Here is a 15,234-nt window from a genome sequence, read left to right as displayed (position 1 = left end):
CGCCACATCACGCTGCGTATTAGTGTAGAGGATAAATCGAATTCTATGGATTATCACCAACTAGCCGAAGATATTAAACGTTGGGGCGCTGAATTAGGCTTCCAAAAAGTTGGTATTACCGATGTCGATCTCAGCACCGAACGTGAGCATCTGCGACGCTGGTTAGAGCACGGTATGCATGGTGATATGGAGTGGATGGCGCGCCATGAAGAGTTACGTACTCGCCCAGACCATCTGCATGAGGGCGCTGTTCGTGCCATCTCGGTGCGCATGAACTACTTACCCGCCGAGGCTGGCTTCGCTAAAACACTGAATAACCCGCGACTAGGCTATATCAGCCGCTACGCACTGGGCCGTGACTACCACAAATTAATGCGCAAACGCCTCAAGCAACTTGGCGATCGCATTCAAGAGGCCTGCGCTGAACTCGACTTTCGTCCATTTGTCGACTCGGCTCCAATCATGGAAAAGCCGCTGGCGATTAAAGCAGGGCTTGGCTGGCGAGGAAAACATACGCTGGTGCTTGATGAAGGCAGCGGCTCGTGGTTTTTTCTCGGCGAATTACTGGTGAACCTTCCGCTACCGACCGACCAAGAAGTTGAGGAAAAATGTGGTAGCTGTAGCGCATGCATTACCATTTGTCCTACGCAAGCCATTGTCGAACCTTATGTGCTTGATGCGCGGCGCTGTATTTCTTACTTAACGATTGAGTTACGTGACAGCATTCCTGAGGAGTACCGACCACTGATGGGCAACCGCATTTACGGTTGCGATGATTGTCAGCTGATTTGTCCTTGGAACCGTTACGCACAATTGACTGATGAGGGCGACTTTTCACCGCGACAAGAACTGCATGCGCCGGAGCTCCTCGAATTGTGGCAGTGGGATGAAGCGACCTTTTTGAAGCGCACTGAGGGTTCGCCGATTCGGCGTATTGGCTATGACTGTTGGTTACGGAATTTGGCGGTTGCGATGGGCAATGCGCCAACCGATACGGATATCATCGCGGCGCTTGAGCAACGACGTTCAGTTGTGTCTGCAATGGTCGCTGAGCACATTGACTGGGCACTTGAACGTCAACGAAGTGGTTCCGTTAAAGTTGAAAAACAGGTAATTCGGCTTGTACGCGCTGTGCAGAAGGGGCTCCCGCGTGATGCTTAAGCGTTGCAGTGGAGGGCTCTTGCACTCGCGTTGACTTGGTGAACGTCTCCTGCTCTTGTGGACTACATGCCACCAAGATCACCATCGTACTCATGATAAGACCTAATAAGAACTTGTACATGGTTGCGCTCCCCACTTAGCTGACCGTTAAAATAACGGGTGGATCTTAGCGAGCAGCGCAAATACGGACAATCCGTTTTGTGAAAGGATTAAGTAAATCTTTGCTTATTCCTCAGAAGACGTCGGTGCTTCGGTCAAAATGAGATTCACTCGACGGTTTTCACTACGTCCCTCAGCGGTGTCGTTCGATTGTAACGGCTGACTATCCGCATAGCCAATCGCGCGAAGGCGCTCAGCAGCAATACCATTGGTTTGCAAAAAGCGTACAATCGAAATAGCCCGCGCTGCTGACAACTCCCAGTTACTCGGAAAACGCGCCGTACTGATGGGAATATTATCAGTATGACCTTCGACACTAATTTGCAGATTTGAATCGGCCAATGTACTCAGCAGGGGGTGCATCACACGTGCAGCTTGTTGATTAAACTCAGCTTCACCACTGTCGAATAAGATTTTGTCGTTCAAGCGTATATTGAGTTTACCTGGCGATAAACTCACGTTGACCGAATCACCTAACCCAGCGCCAGCGAACTGCTCTTGAATACGCGACTGCATGGCACCTAAACCATTTTGTGCGGCCATCATGCTCTGCTGTGCTGATTGCTTTTTACCCGACAAATCGGCATTCGCTAGTAACACGACAAATAACACGAGAAGCAACGTCAACAAATCCATATAGGTTGTCACCCAACTGTCTTCTTCCTGATTCGTATCGGATGGTTCATCCAGATGACTTTTAGGGGTGCGGCTCAACATTCGTGTCGTTATATTTTGTGTGCCATCATCGATACTTTGCAAACGCTCACGATTGGTTGCTACTGGTGCACCCGCGTGACGTTCCATTAAATCGTTTAACGTGGGTTCAGATGCCATGCTTAACTCCGCTCTTGAGCCGGAGCTGCAGCGTTATTCTGCAATGCTTGGTGCTCGTCGATATCGAGCTCGTCTTCAACATGCGCAAAGAACGTTGCTAAATATTCACGAATGTATCCTGGGCTACGTCCGCGAGCAATCAGTAAAATCCCTTCAAGAATCATGTTCATTAGCTGTACGCGACGCTCGGTGCGACGTTCAAATTTAATCGCTATTGGCTTAAAAAACATATTGGCTAATACCACGCCATATAGTGTCGTCAACAATGCGAATGCCATATCCACGCCGATCTCAGTCATGCTACTACTGCCCATACCATGCAACATGTTGACGAGGCCAACCAAGGTTCCCAGCATCCCGAACGCTGGCGCAAATGCCGCCATAGTGCGATACACCTGTGCTTCGGCACGCTCTTTTATTTTCATTTTTAAGATCCGCCATTCAAGTAACTCGGCGATGTCTTGTGTTGGGGTGCGATCAATGAGGAGTTGTAGACCGGTTTTTAAAAATGGATTTTTGACTTGTGCCAGCTGGTCTTCGGCGTTCGCGATACGCCCCTGCACGAGTTGTCGTGCAACTTCGACCAGCTCTTTTTGATCATCATGGGCGTACATTTTCTCGTTGCGAAGCACAATCCACAAAATTTTGAATACCCGCACCACTTCGCGTAACGGATACGCCAATAAAGTTGCGGCGAAAGTACCACCGAGCACAATGGCAAGACCTGGCAAATTCACAAATGCCCACGCATCTGCGGCGGTAAGAAAAATGGAAAGGACAACAATGGCAATGCCAGAGAGCATGCCAAGCAGAGTGGATAAGTTCATGGTTATTCGCTGGCCTATTTTACAACTTCAGATGACTTTCATTATCGGCGAATAACCACAATTCTTTAGGGTGAATTTAGAGTCGCCAGTTGAATACGCGAGTGCGAATTTGTTTTTCGAGCTCGACAATCAAAAGCAACGCTACTCCAAGACACATGACCAAGCCGACTTGCTGCCAGTTCAGCGCCGCAATGCCTAACAGTTTTTGCGCGGCCGGAAGATACGTCACCAGTGCTTGGGCTAATAATACCAAGATGATGGCAAGCCAGAGTGCCCGTGTGCCACGTAAAGCTCGCCATGTGAACGATGGACCATAAATATTACGAATAAAGAAAAGGTGGAAAATTTCTAACACAACCGCGGTATTGAGCGCCATACTGCGCGCAACTTCAATGCTCTGCCCTTGATTGAGGGCGTATTGAAAAGCGCCATAAAGTGCACTGACAAATAACACCGAAACAAACACAACATGCCAGACCAAAGCACCACGTAGCAGTGGTTCGGAGCGATGTCGTGGCGGGCGACACATGCTATTGGGTTCAGTCGGTTCAAACGCTAATGTCAGCCCTAAGGTAATCGCCGTCACCAGATTGACCCACAATAGTTGCACGGGCGTAATCGGTAACGCCAAACCGAGTAACAACGCAATAATAATTGCCATCGATTCTCCGACGCTGGTTGGTATATCCCAGCTGATTACTTTTTTGAGATTGTCATACACGGTACGCCCTTGCGAGATGGCAGCAACGATCGAGGCGAAGTTATCATCCGTCAGCACAACATCAGCAGCTTGTTTGGTGGCTTCACTTCCACGAATTCCCATCACAATGCCAACATCGGCTCGCTTCAACGCCGGTGCGTCGTTCACACCATCACCGGTCATCGCCACAATGTGCTGTTGCGCTTGTAATGCTTGAACTAACCGTAGTTTATGCGCAGGACTCGTACGAGCAAATACATGCGTATGTTGCATCGCCTCATGAAACTCGTGGTCCGATAACTGATCGAGATCGGTCCCGGTTAATACGTTCTCAGCGTTTTCAATTCCAACTTGCCGAGCAATCGCTGCGGCGGTCCCTGGGTGATCACCCGTAATCATTTTGACCCCAATCCCGGCCTGTTGGCACTGCTGGATTGCCGCAATCGTCTCGTTCCGCGGCGGGTCTATCAGGCCAACCAACCCTACCAAGATTAAGCCTTCATTTACATCAGCCTGCTCTAGCACGACTTTTGAATCAGTCACTGGCCGCTGCGCCAGTGCTAATACCCGTAACCCCTGGGCGGCAAGTTGTTGTGCCTGATTCAGCCAATATTCGTGAACCAAATGTTCCGATTGATTGCCAACAAGCTGGTGTGAACACATGCTGAGCACCTGTTCTGGAGCGCCTTTAACATGAATGAAAGCGTTGCCGCGATGATCATGATTTAACGTGGCCATATAACGTGATTCTGCATCGAACGGAATTTCATCATGGCGATGCCATTGGCGACGGTCGTGATCGAGCGACCAGCCGAGCTTCGCCGCAAACGCAAGTAACGCCCCTTCCATTGGATCGCCCACAACCTGCCAACCGTCTTCTGCTTGATGCAATTGTGCATCGTTACAAAGCATGGCAATTCGACCAGCATCGTTCATATCGCTACTAAGACGGTTCGACGCTGGCGTGGCAGTATCAATCACCGCACCATCGGGCGCATAACCATCACCCGATACCGTGAGCTGAGCTCCTGCGGTTGTCAGTGCAGCAACCATCATTTCATTGCGCGTTAACGTTCCGGTTTTGTCGGTACAGATCACTGAAACCGCGCCCAAGGTTTCAATGCTCGGCAGATGACGCACGATAGCGTGACGCTTCGCCATCGCTTGCACCCCGACCGCAAGTGTTATCGTCATCACCGCCGGCAAACCTTCCGGAATTGCAGCAACGGCGATACTCACCATAATCATAAACAATTCAGCAAAGGGCTTTAGTTCTAGCCAGCTAGCATAAGCGAGCAAAATTCCGGCACTGATTAAAATCAAAAACGTCAGCCACTTTGAAAATCGCGCGGTTTGCTCAACGAGCGGTGTCGTTAGCCGCGATACTTCACTAAGCATCACGCCAATATGCCCAAACTCAGTATTCGACCCGGTAGCAGTGACAACCCCTTGCGCATGACCTGTGGTCACCCAAGTACCGAGATACGCCATACAAGCACGACTACCTAACGGAGTTTGCTCCGCCAGCAAGTCGATTTGCTTGTTCACTGCTGCAGATTCGCCGGTCAGTAACGCCTCTTGAACCTGCAGGCTATGCGTTTCGAGTAAACGTAAATCAGCGGGCACTCGGGCACCAGCCTCCAGAATCACAATATCACCGACAACTAACTGCTCAGCTGGAATGTGATATTGCTTGCCGTCACGCACAACCAAAGCAGTCGGAGCCAGCATGTGTCGCAAGCCAGCAATCGCCGATTCAGCCTTCCCTTCTTGGTAATAACCAATGATTGCGTTAATGATAATAACGGCAAAAATAACCCCTGCATCAACATAATGCTGAAGCAACAGCGTGACGCCAGTTGCGCCAATGAGGACATATATGAGGACGTTATGAAATTGCCGCGCTAATCGCAGCCATGCGGGTTCAGGTTTGATAGTCGGGAGCGTATTCGGACCTTGCTGTTGTCGTCGGCGTTGCGCTTCATCTGACGTTAAGCCCTGCTGATTACTCTGCGTGTGCTGAAGAACATCTGCAGATGACATGGCATGCCATTGTGTTTGCATAAGTCCTCCACAGTCGTCTTACGCTTATTGTTCTGATTTTTTGATATCTGCAAGAATCTTAGCAAAAAATTCAGCGCCTTTTTGCCGAGCAAAATCAATATTGCGCTCTGGAATACACTCGGGCTTAGTGTAGCTTGCTAGCGCATTGGCGACGCTCTCTTCACGCAGCACATGCAACATTGGATATGGCGCGCGATTAGTATAGTTCGCAGCATCGTCAGCATCGCTATCGGCAAATTGATAGTGAGGGTGAAACGTCGCCAGCTGATAAACACCATCGTACCCTTCAAGTTCGAGTAAACGCTCTGCGTAATCAACTAAATCGAGATAATCATCAAAATCGTCAACGCCTTCGGGCAATACTAACAGGGTGGTCGCAATGTCAGTGTTGGTGTCGAGTTGTTTAAGTAGTTGCAATAGCGTTTGCAGTTGCCGAGCTAAATCGGCGCTCGGTTCTACGTGATAATGGATAGTTTCCTGCTCAACTTCACGGCGGGCAAAAGGACATAAATTAAATTGGACGATAACTTGGTCAACCCAAGCTTTGGTCTGCGCGATAATATGCGCGGTGTTATCAGTTGTCATATATACGGATTGTATACCACTTCCCATAAATGTTTTTCGGGGTCCATAAAGTAGCCTGCATAACCGCCCCATGAAGTGGTTTGCGCCAGCTTGACCCAACTTGCACCTGCCGCTTTCGCTTCATAAAGAACAGCATCAACAGCGGCTCCTGAATCAACATTGTGTGCCAACAAAACATGCGTAGGTTCGGCTTTACCCAGCGGTAAACCGCTATCATTCGCCAAACTTTGGCGCGGCCACAGCGCAAACATCAAGTTATTTTCAAGCTTAAAAAATGCCGCAGCACCATTTTCGTATTGCTCGCCAATAATACCTTCCGTTGGCCAGCCTAAGCCGTCGCGATAAAACGCGACGGCTTGCTCCAAATTATCCACCGTTAAGGTAATAAAGGAGATTCTTGGCTTCATGCAACGGCCTTTGGATTTGGACCAAAGCGGTTGTCGCCTGGCGTGCTATCCATGACAAAGAAGACAATCAATACAATGGCACCAATCAGCGGAATTAAGCCAATCAATAACCACCAACCTGACCGGTCGGTGTCATGCAAACGACGCACACCAACTGCAATCGATGGTATTAGTACAGCTAAGCTATAAATTGTCCCCAGCACACCCACACCGGCCTCTGGGTTACCGAGCCCTAAAATGCCATCAATGAAGCCAAGCACAAATCCAATAATGACGTTAAACAAAACAAAGAACCAATATTCAGAGCGGCGCGCGCGACCACTGAACACGGCATATTTTTTTAGAACGGCAAGATACCAATTCATGTTATTTTTCCTTTTTATTTGCCCTTATAATTTTCGGTCTACGTGATGTTGGGCTCATCTACGTAGTACTGCATTCCGTTTGCAAAAATAACGATTCTGTTAATTATTGCTTGCGCATGTATTCTAAAGCACCTTTGACAGCGGCAACTTGCGCTTCAATACACTCTTCTGGAGAGGCATTGGCGCTATCAGGATATACTTCGGTTGTGCTCACGTAAGGCGCATCGGTTAAGCCCATACATAAACCGAGCTCTTTACCAGCGTAGTGAATCACGCCCTCTTGCTCGACAGGTGCACCAATGATTTTGCCTTCGTCGTCGGCGGGCGCGATATGAGTTACCTGACGTACGGAATCTATAATCGCCTTTTGGAATTCTGGGGTTGGTTTTTCCGAGTTCCCTACCGTATAAAAACCATCCGGAATATTCCAATTGGTATTTACTTTACCGTCGCGAGCAGCAAGCGCTGGGCGAAACTCAGAATTATCAGTATCAGTGGTTTCATGCAGATCAATATGCATGACAAATTCAAGCTTATGGCTGGCAAGATAATCCATGATTGCGGCGCACTCGCCCGCAGGACTATTTTCTTTAAACGAACGATTCGGATCAATCGCCGACGGATTCCAGCGATTGATGGTTTCATATCCCCATGGGCTAATACATGGCGCAATCAGAATGTTGAACCATTGGCTGTAATGCTCAGCATGTTGCTTGGCAAATGCTAAAGCACCATGAACACCCGATGTTTCGTAGCCATGCACACCGCCGGTGACCAAAACATTTGGTTTCTTATCATCCCAATCACGCGTTTTCAGCAAAAACAACGGGAACGTATTATTGGGATATTCCAACGCACCATACTGTTCGACATCAAATTGATCATGCAGTTGATTAATTTGCGTTACAACATCGTCAAAGTATGAGCGCTTAACAGATTGTTGTTGTAGCCATTGCTGCTTTTCTTCGGCACCCCATGGTTGCCCAGGCGTGCCGATTGGGTACTGCTGCTCTGTCATTGTTGAACCTTTTGAATCTCGTTTTAAGCCAATAATTTAATGGCGATTTGCACTAACACGGCAATATTCGCGATGATGCCAATCATGAAAAAATAACTACGCGGGCTCGGATTCCGCTCTGTCGCAATACCGTAGTACAGCAACATATGAATGATACGGGCGAATGCAAATGCCCAAACCGATATGGCGAACCACTGTGAGTCGACACCGGTGAAAATTGCGAGGAATACAGCGCCAAGAAAGAACGGAACATTCTCAATACTGTTTTGAAATGTGCGATGAGCACGAAAAACAAAGGAATGATGGCTCAGACTTTCATTAATTTTGCCGGGAATAGCGCCCGGCTGCTTAGCCTTGCTGCCACTGGCGATAATCCATTGCACCATCACTGTGGCTAAGATAACCCAAACACCCGCATAGACGAGATGATTCATGACCATACCTTTTGATGAATGTAAGAAACATTACAGTAGCGGCTAATCACAAGCTCTGCAATGGCAATTATTCGGGTTTGAAAATTCCGATAATGCTTTCTGATTCGACACTCTTACCCGATGCGGTTGGTGCATTTGCGGGGGCTTGCTGTGCCGCTGGTGGCTTTGCTCCACGCTCGGAAAACGTGTGGCCGCACTCAACACAACTGACTTCTTCTTGCTCGCCGGTTATTTTGAGCAACAATGTGTCGTGCGCATGACATGCTGGACATTCAGCGCCAGCGATAAAACGTTTACGAGTTTGAGTCATATTCACCTCTGTGGCTATCAGGTATAATTGTCGCAGAAACTGAGTCGAACACCAAGTTTAGGACTACCCATGATAAACATTCGCGCGATGTCGTTAATGCGCGGCGGCAAGTTATTGCTCGAAGACGCTAACATTACCATATTCCCTGGCCATCACGTGGGTCTTGTGGGTCGCAATGGTACGGGTAAATCATCATTGTTTGCGTTGCTGCGCGGCGAACTTAGCGTTGAGCAAGGCTCCTGTGAGTTGCCAAGCGGTTGGCGTATTGCCAGTGTAAAGCAAGAAACCCCAGCGCTTGAGCAGTCTGCTATTGACTACGTACTTGATGGCGATAAAGAGCTGCGAGACCTCGAAAAACAATTAGCCGACGCCGAAGTCAAGCATGACGGCAACGCCATTGGCCACTTGCATGATGCGATAGCTACGATTGGGGGCTATGAAGCGCCAGCTCGTGCAGCTGCGCTATTAGCAGGCTTGGGTTTCCAACCTGAGCAAATCTATGCGCCGGTGAAGTCATTTTCTGGTGGTTGGCGGATGCGACTCAACTTAGCGCAAGCGTTGATCGCTCGTGCCGATTTACTCTTACTCGATGAGCCGACCAACCACTTGGATGTTGATGCGATTTTTTGGCTTGAAGATTGGTTGCAGCGCTTTACTGGCACACTGATCGTTATCTCGCACGATCGCGATTTTCTTGATGCGATTGCTCAACAAATTGTGCTGATAGAGCATCAGCGCGCGACCAGTTTCAGCGGCAACTACAGTAGTTTTGAGCGCCAGCAAGCCGAGCAATTGGCACAGCAGCAAGCGCAGTTTGAAAAAGAGCAAGCGCAACGCAAACACTTGCAGAGTTACATTGACCGTTTTCGCTACAAAGCGAGCAAAGCCAAGCAAGCACAAAGCCGCATCAAAGCACTTGAACGTTTGCAAGCAAGTGCCCCTTTGCGTGCCGCCAGCGGCTTTCAATTCAACTTTAAAGAGCCGGAGCAGCTACCCAATCCATTATTAACGCTGGACAAAGTGCAAGCGGGTTACGGCGATACGGTTATTTTGAAGAATATTCAGTTTAACCTCGTGCCAGGTAGTCGTATCGGTTTGCTGGGTCGCAATGGCGCCGGTAAATCGACCCTAGTCAAACTACTTGCTGGGGAGTTAACGGCACAAGGTGGTGTTGTTGCCCTAAATCCAGGCATAAAACTCGGCTATTTCGCGCAGCACCAACTTGAAACGCTTGATGCGCAAGCAACACCGTTACAGCATCTACAACGGTTGGATAAATTTGCAACCGAACAGCAGCTGCGAGATTTTATTGGTGGCTTCGGATTCTCTGGCGATGCGGCTACCAGCCTGGTCGGCCCCATGTCAGGCGGCGAAAAGGCGCGCTTAGTGTTGGCGCTGATTGTCTATCAAAAACCGAATCTGTTATTACTCGATGAGCCGACCAACCATCTTGATAGCAGTATGCGTGAGGCACTGGTCTATGCTCTGCAAGATTTCACCGGCGCTATGGTTATTGTGTCGCACGACCGTCATTTATTGCGCACCACAGTCGATGAATTCTATTTGGTTGCGCACCAGCAAGTCGAGCCATTTGCTGGTGATTTAGATGCCTACCATGATTGGCTGAAGCAGCAGGCACAACTATCAGTTTCAAGTACCAACAACGGGAGCGGAAAGGCGGACAAGAAAGCCGAGAAACGTCAAGCTGCGGAACGACGACAAGCACTGAAACCACTAAAAGATCGCGTTACCAAAGCGGAGAAGGCACTTCATCAAGCCGAACAACAATTGGCTGAGCTTAACGCATTGCTCGCGGACACCGGACTCTATGAAGCGGCACGCAAAGCGGAATTAGCTGATATTCTGCAGCAACAAGCGCAGGCACAAGCCAATCTCGCAGCAGCCGAAGAAGAATGGATGACGGCTGAGGAAGCGCTACAAGAGGCACAAGATTAATGCAAATCCCATGGCAACAAATCGACCCCGAGACGTTAACAAACTTAATCGAGATGTTTGTGCTGCGCGAAGGCACTGATTATGGCGACGAAGAAAAATCCCTCGAAGAAAAAGTCGAGGATGTTCGTCGCCAATTACGTTCGGGCGAGGCCGTATTAGTTTGGTCGGAGTTACACGAAACGGTGAATATTTTACCGGCTAATCAGCGTTTCGATGATGAGTAAACACGTGCTGCCATGGCACTTCTGGGTCGCCCAAAATAATAAAATTTGGATTACCTAAATTGGCTTCTTGATTATAGGTGAGCGGAGTGAAGCTCTCGCTGACAATACGCCCGCCCGCTTCACCGACAATGACTTCGGCAGCTGCCGTATCCCATTCACCCGTCGGTCCAACCCGCAAAAAGCAATCGGCACGCCCTTCGGCAATCATACAGGCTTTAAGTGAACAACTCCCGGCTGGAACCAATTGTAACTCGCGATCGCTGGTCATGCGTTGCAACACCCGCTCGCGTGGTTGACGCCGACTTATTGCTAAATGCAAAACGTCATTGAGCGGATCGGCAAGGCGGCGCACTTGAATACGTTGTATGCCATGTACATCACGGCGAAAAGCACCCTGCCCACGCTGGGCGGTGTACAGCACATCGCCAGCGGGCCAGTAAATCACCCCTAGCACCGGTTGGTTGTACTCAACCAAGGCAATGATCACGCCAAAATCACCACTGCGGGCAATAAATTCTTGTGTGCCATCAATCGGGTCAATCATCCAATAGCGCGGCCACTTTCGACGCTCTTCAAACGCTAAATGCGAACCCTCTTCAGAAAGCACGGGAATATCCGGTGTGAGCGCAGCCAATCCATCAACAATCAGCCGATTGGCGGCAAAATCCGCGCTCGTTACTGGCGATTCATCATCTTTCTCATACGTTTCATAGGCTTGTTCTTCATATAACTCTAGAATTAAATCGCCAGCGCGCATCGCAATATCAGCGGCACCTTGTAGCCAGCCCTGTAATTGTTCGATCGAATTCGTTGTTGTCACTTGTTCAGCTCCCGCAACGTCATTAACAAGGCCGCAATACTGCGCGCCTCGGTAAAATCTTCTTGTTCTAATAACGCGTCCGCTTTGCTCAGCAACCACGGTACCTGCTCGAGCGGCTCCGGCTCATCGCCTGGCAGACTTTCAGGATATAGGTCGCGAGCGATGAAAATATGCATCGTAGCCGCGAAAAATTGCGGCGCCATGGTGACACTTTTGAGTGGAATGAGTTGTTTCGCACCGAACCCAATCTCTTCTTTGAGCTCACGATTTGCAGCCTCTTCAGGCGTTTCACCGGGGTCGATTAATCCCTTTGGGAAGCCTAGCTGATAATTATGGAGGCCTGCGGCATATTCGCGCACCAGCATCAAGGTTTCGTCATCAATAAACGGTACAATCATGACGGCACCACGACCGCTGCTGGCCATGCGCTCGAACTGCCGTTCAACACCGTTACTGAAACGCAAATCGACCGCTTCAATGCGCAATAGGCGGCTGGTTGCTACAATTTGGCGAGTTAAAATTTCTGGAACTGGTTTATGCGCCATAAGAATTCCATATTACTGGCTAAATACATCGGCTTTTCGTTACTATAACGGCAAAGAAGTAAGCGGTACAACCAGAAGGAGCATTTGATGAGTCAGGCAGATCTGCAATTTGACGCGGTAGTGATAGGCAGTGGCCCAGGTGGCGAAGGTGCCGCGATGCAACTCGCGAAAAATGGCCGCAAAGTTGCGATGGTTGAAAAGCACAGTTCAATTGGTGGTGGCTGTACCCACTGGGGCACGATTCCATCAAAAGCCTTGCGCCATTCTGTCAGTCGGCTCATTGAATACAATGCCAATCCGCTATTTGCGGCAGAGCGCATTCAACGTGGATTAACCTTTGCTGAGATTCTGAAACATGCGCAAGGGGTTATCCGCAAAAAAGTGCGATTGCGCAGTAGCTTTTACGAGCGCAATGGAGTCACGGTGATTCACGGTACCGCTGCTTTTGAAAATGAAAACCGATTAAAAATCACGCAAACTGATGGCACTATAGAATTTATTACGACCAAACAAGTTGTTATCGCAACCGGTTCCCGTCCATATCATCCGCCTGATGTGGACTTTTCGCATGCCCGAATTTATGACTCCGATACCGTACTCGATTTAGAACATGAGCCGCGTAGCATTATTATTTACGGTGCGGGCGTCATTGGTTCTGAATACGCGAGTATCTTTCGTGGCTTGGGCGTCAAAGTTGATTTAATCAACACGCGTGAGCGGCTGTTAAGCTTCCTTGATGCCGAAATTTCAGATGCGTTGAGTTATCACTTGCGCAACAGCGGCGTCGTGATTCGGCATAACGAAGAGTATGAACGTATAGAAGGCCACGCTGACGGCGTCACGCTCTATACCAAGTCAGGTAAGCGAATAGACGCGGATTGCTTGTTGTTTGCAAATGGTCGGTCGGGCAATATTGAATCGCTCAACGTTGCAAAGGTTAATTTAAAGCCGAATTACCGCGGTCAACTTGAAGTGAATAATCACTATCAAACGACGGTCGATAATATTTATGCCGTCGGCGATATCATTGGTTATCCCTCGTTAGCCAGCGCAGCCTATGATCAAGGCCGCATTTGTGCCACGGCGATGATTGACGGTGAATGCGATCAACGTTTAATCAGTGATATTCCAACCGGCATTTATACCATTCCTGAAATTAGCTCGGTCGGGAAAACCGAAGAAGAGCTCACTGCGCAGAAAGTGCCTTATGAAGTGGGTCGTGCACAATTTAAGCACCTAGCGCGGGCGCAAATTTCCAATATGGCGGTGGGAAGTTTGAAGATTCTTTTTCATCGCGAGACCAATGAAGTACTGGGTATTCATTGCTTCGGTGAACGGGCGGCTGAAATCATTCACATCGGCCAAGCCATTATGGAACAAAAAGGTGCCGGCAATACCATTGAGTATTTCGTCAACACAACCTTTAATTATCCGACGATGGCGGAAGCTTATCGCGTCGCCGCACTGAATGGCTTAAACCGCGTACGCGGTTAATTCGCAGTTGGCGTTTGTGCGGGTATCTCTACCCGCACACAAAGTCCGCCGAGCCGTTGACTGCTACCAAACAGCACACGACCGTGATGACGTTCTACCAGCCGCTTCACTATCGCAAGCCCGAGGCCTGAACCTTTGGTGGAACGAGCCTTATCGGCTTGGGTAAATGGCTGTAGCAGATATTCAATTTGATTCGCTGGAATTCCCGGTCCGTCATCACACACTTTTATCCATGCCATATGACGTTGTTGGTCATAGCCGGTCTCGATAAGCACTTTCTCGTGACCGTAGCGCTCCGCGTTTTCGAGTAGATTGAGCAAGACGCGTTTAATTGAGACTTCACGTACGAGCACCTCTGGCATCTCATTGTAAATCACCTCAATTTTGCTATGCCAAGAATCTGGCACGTGGGCAACCACGTCTTCAACGATATAATTTAAGTTTTGTTGGTCGTTATCAGCGGAAGTATCACTGCGAACGTAATCAATGAACTGATCGATAATCGCATTCATATCGTCGATATCGTTGATAATACCCTCAGCTAAGTAATCTTCACTTGGCGGCATCATCTCTGTGGCTAAACGAATACGCGTTAGCGGCGTGCGTAAGTCGTGCGACACCCCGGCCATCAACAATGCACGATCCTGTTCGAGTTGCTTCACGCCTTGAGTCATTTGATTAAACGCTTGAGTTACCGCAATGATTTCGCTCGAACCTCGCTCCGGCAAATCATCTGGGTAGTCGCCCTGACCAATTTTCTTCGCGGCCGCTTCAAGCGCTTTTAGAGGGCGATTTTGCCAGTTGGTAAACACCATGCCGCCGAACACACTCAAAGCGCCAATGAGGACCAAATAGAATAACATCGGCGAGAAGCGGGCTTCATCAAAGCTATCTAGTTGAATTACTAACCAGTAGCCCGGCAGACCTTCGGTGCGGATCCAGACTCGATAGGCATCGCCTTGCGAGATTCGTACTTCGGTGTTGGCTTGGAGTAAATCGGATAATTGGGCCGATAAAAAGTTGTACGTGGTGGTTTGCGCTAGGCCATAATCCACGGCCTTGTCTTCGCTAATCCCTTCAATTCCGGTAGCTTCGGTATATTTCAACGCCAATAGTTGTTGTTGCTCGGGCGATATGTCGGTTTCGTTAAACCAGTCATCAAGCGCCATGATTCCTTGCACTTGTCGGGCAACCACACTGCTGATTTGCTGCATACTCGGCTTGACCACGTACAACCCAATCATGATGTACGAGACTACTTGGTTGACGAGAAGCAAGGCGGCGATTAACGCCACCGTACGAGCAAATGCAGAGCGCGGGAAAAACTTCAT

16 protein-coding genes are annotated in these 15,234 nt (G+C 49.1%); 4 read left to right on the top strand and 12 right to left on the bottom strand.

What is annotated here, in order from left to right; genetic code table 11:
• Positions 1-45 precede the first annotated feature (45 nt).
• On the top strand, positions 46-1,161 hold the full coding sequence (queG, locus tag CWI82_RS01675; protein WP_130202458.1) for a tRNA epoxyqueuosine(34) reductase QueG: 1,116 nt from the start codon (positions 46-48) through the stop codon (positions 1,159-1,161).
• Between the two features lie 225 nt (positions 1,162-1,386).
• Here the strand turns inward: queG and CWI82_RS01670 are convergent, their stop codons facing one another.
• The 9 genes from CWI82_RS01670 to CWI82_RS01630 form a co-directional block, all read right to left on the bottom strand.
• Positions 1,387-2,154 (bottom strand): OmpA/MotB family protein, encoded by a 768-nt coding sequence (locus CWI82_RS01670; protein ID WP_130202457.1) that lies wholly within the window; start codon positions 2,152-2,154, stop codon positions 1,387-1,389.
• A gap of 2 nt (positions 2,155-2,156) precedes the next feature.
• Positions 2,157-2,981 carry a motility protein A gene (locus tag CWI82_RS01665; protein WP_092857639.1) on the bottom strand — a complete coding sequence of 275 codons (825 nt, stop codon included), beginning with the start codon at positions 2,979-2,981 and terminating at the stop codon, positions 2,157-2,159.
• Positions 2,982-3,057: 76 nt separating this feature from the next.
• Positions 3,058-5,745: a cation-translocating P-type ATPase gene (locus tag CWI82_RS01660; protein WP_130202456.1), complete on the bottom strand. Its 2,688-nt coding sequence runs from the start codon at positions 5,743-5,745 to the stop codon at positions 3,058-3,060.
• 24 nt (positions 5,746-5,769) lie between these two features.
• Positions 5,770-6,330, bottom strand: a complete 561-nt coding sequence (locus CWI82_RS01655; RefSeq protein WP_130202455.1) for a DUF1415 domain-containing protein — start codon at positions 6,328-6,330, stop codon at positions 5,770-5,772.
• Entirely contained in the window at positions 6,327-6,737 is a 411-nt protein-coding gene (locus tag CWI82_RS01650; RefSeq protein WP_130202454.1) for a VOC family protein, read from the bottom strand. Before CWI82_RS01650 ends, CWI82_RS01655 begins: the two co-directional genes overlap by 4 nt.
• On the bottom strand, positions 6,734-7,102 hold the full coding sequence (locus CWI82_RS01645) for a DUF805 domain-containing protein (RefSeq protein WP_092857647.1): 369 nt from the start codon (positions 7,100-7,102) through the stop codon (positions 6,734-6,736). The genes CWI82_RS01650 and CWI82_RS01645 overlap by 4 nt, the downstream gene beginning before the upstream one ends.
• Positions 7,103-7,205: 103 nt before the next feature.
• Positions 7,206-8,120 (bottom strand): M14 family metallopeptidase, encoded by a 915-nt coding sequence (locus CWI82_RS01640; protein WP_130202453.1) that lies wholly within the window; start codon positions 8,118-8,120, stop codon positions 7,206-7,208.
• Positions 8,121-8,143: 23 nt separating this feature from the next.
• Complete coding sequence (locus CWI82_RS01635) at positions 8,144-8,554, bottom strand: MAPEG family protein (RefSeq protein ID WP_092857651.1); 411 nt, start codon at positions 8,552-8,554, stop codon at positions 8,144-8,146.
• Between the two features lie 67 nt (positions 8,555-8,621).
• Entirely contained in the window at positions 8,622-8,864 is a 243-nt protein-coding gene (locus tag CWI82_RS01630) for a YheV family putative zinc ribbon protein (protein WP_092857653.1), read from the bottom strand.
• A gap of 69 nt (positions 8,865-8,933) precedes the next feature.
• Between CWI82_RS01630 and CWI82_RS01625 the strand changes: the two genes are divergently transcribed.
• Positions 8,934-10,820 carry an ATP-binding cassette domain-containing protein gene (locus CWI82_RS01625; protein WP_130202452.1) on the top strand — a complete coding sequence of 629 codons (1,887 nt, stop codon included), beginning with the start codon at positions 8,934-8,936 and terminating at the stop codon, positions 10,818-10,820.
• Complete coding sequence (locus CWI82_RS01620) at positions 10,820-11,044, top strand: YheU family protein (protein WP_092857657.1); 225 nt, start codon at positions 10,820-10,822, stop codon at positions 11,042-11,044. The genes CWI82_RS01625 and CWI82_RS01620 overlap by 1 nt, the downstream gene beginning before the upstream one ends.
• Here CWI82_RS01620 and cysQ read toward each other — a convergent pair.
• Together cysQ and nudE are read right to left on the bottom strand one after the other, a co-directional pair.
• Entirely contained in the window at positions 11,019-11,864 is an 846-nt protein-coding gene (cysQ, locus tag CWI82_RS01615; protein ID WP_267899164.1) for a 3'(2'),5'-bisphosphate nucleotidase CysQ, read from the bottom strand. The genes CWI82_RS01620 and cysQ overlap by 26 nt on opposite strands.
• Positions 11,861-12,409: an ADP compounds hydrolase NudE gene (gene nudE, locus CWI82_RS01610; protein WP_130202451.1), complete on the bottom strand. Its 549-nt coding sequence runs from the start codon at positions 12,407-12,409 to the stop codon at positions 11,861-11,863. The genes cysQ and nudE overlap by 4 nt, the downstream gene beginning before the upstream one ends.
• A gap of 87 nt (positions 12,410-12,496) precedes the next feature.
• Between nudE and sthA the strand changes: the two genes are divergently transcribed.
• Positions 12,497-13,903: a Si-specific NAD(P)(+) transhydrogenase gene (gene sthA / locus CWI82_RS01605; RefSeq protein WP_130202450.1), complete on the top strand. Its 1,407-nt coding sequence runs from the start codon at positions 12,497-12,499 to the stop codon at positions 13,901-13,903.
• Here sthA and envZ read toward each other — a convergent pair.
• Positions 13,900-15,234 carry a two-component system sensor histidine kinase EnvZ gene (gene envZ / locus CWI82_RS01600; protein WP_092857663.1) on the bottom strand — a complete coding sequence of 445 codons (1,335 nt, stop codon included), beginning with the start codon at positions 15,232-15,234 and terminating at the stop codon, positions 13,900-13,902. The two genes, sthA and envZ, sit on opposite strands and share 4 nt — an antisense overlap.

The organism is Pseudidiomarina tainanensis, from assembly GCF_004214835.1.
In the GTDB taxonomy this organism is placed as follows: domain Bacteria; phylum Pseudomonadota; class Gammaproteobacteria; order Enterobacterales; family Alteromonadaceae; genus Pseudidiomarina; species Pseudidiomarina tainanensis.
Note: the sequence above shows the minus strand (reverse complement) of the source record. Positions and strands in the feature narration are given on the sequence as shown.

Bases quoted from the DNA above. Each gene is read 5' to 3' on its own strand.
- CWI82_RS01660 (WP_130202456.1), bottom strand. From the start codon at position 5,745: ATGCAAACACAATGGCATGCCATGTCATCTGCAGATGTTCTTCAGCAC.
- CWI82_RS01620 (WP_092857657.1), top strand. From the start codon at position 10,820: ATGCAAATCCCATGGCAACAAATCGACCCCGAGACGTTAACAAACTTA.
- nudE (WP_130202451.1), bottom strand. From the start codon at position 12,409: ATGGCGCATAAACCAGTTCCAGAAATTTTAACTCGCCAAATTGTAGCA.
- CWI82_RS01645 (WP_092857647.1), bottom strand. From the start codon at position 7,102: ATGAATTGGTATCTTGCCGTTCTAAAAAAATATGCCGTGTTCAGTGGT.
- CWI82_RS01650 (WP_130202454.1), bottom strand. From the start codon at position 6,737: ATGAAGCCAAGAATCTCCTTTATTACCTTAACGGTGGATAATTTGGAG.
- envZ (WP_092857663.1), bottom strand. From the start codon at position 15,234: ATGAAGTTTTTCCCGCGCTCTGCATTTGCTCGTACGGTGGCGTTAATC.
- sthA (WP_130202450.1), top strand. From the start codon at position 12,497: ATGAGTCAGGCAGATCTGCAATTTGACGCGGTAGTGATAGGCAGTGGC.
- CWI82_RS01655 (WP_130202455.1), bottom strand. From the start codon at position 6,330: ATGACAACTGATAACACCGCGCATATTATCGCGCAGACCAAAGCTTGG.
- CWI82_RS01635 (WP_092857651.1), bottom strand. From the start codon at position 8,554: ATGAATCATCTCGTCTATGCGGGTGTTTGGGTTATCTTAGCCACAGTG.
- CWI82_RS01665 (WP_092857639.1), bottom strand. From the start codon at position 2,981: ATGAACTTATCCACTCTGCTTGGCATGCTCTCTGGCATTGCCATTGTT.
- CWI82_RS01670 (WP_130202457.1), bottom strand. From the start codon at position 2,154: ATGGCATCTGAACCCACGTTAAACGATTTAATGGAACGTCACGCGGGT.
- CWI82_RS01625 (WP_130202452.1), top strand. From the start codon at position 8,934: ATGATAAACATTCGCGCGATGTCGTTAATGCGCGGCGGCAAGTTATTG.
- CWI82_RS01630 (WP_092857653.1), bottom strand. From the start codon at position 8,864: ATGACTCAAACTCGTAAACGTTTTATCGCTGGCGCTGAATGTCCAGCA.
- CWI82_RS01640 (WP_130202453.1), bottom strand. From the start codon at position 8,120: ATGACAGAGCAGCAGTACCCAATCGGCACGCCTGGGCAACCATGGGGT.
- queG (WP_130202458.1), top strand. From the start codon at position 46: ATGGATTATCACCAACTAGCCGAAGATATTAAACGTTGGGGCGCTGAA.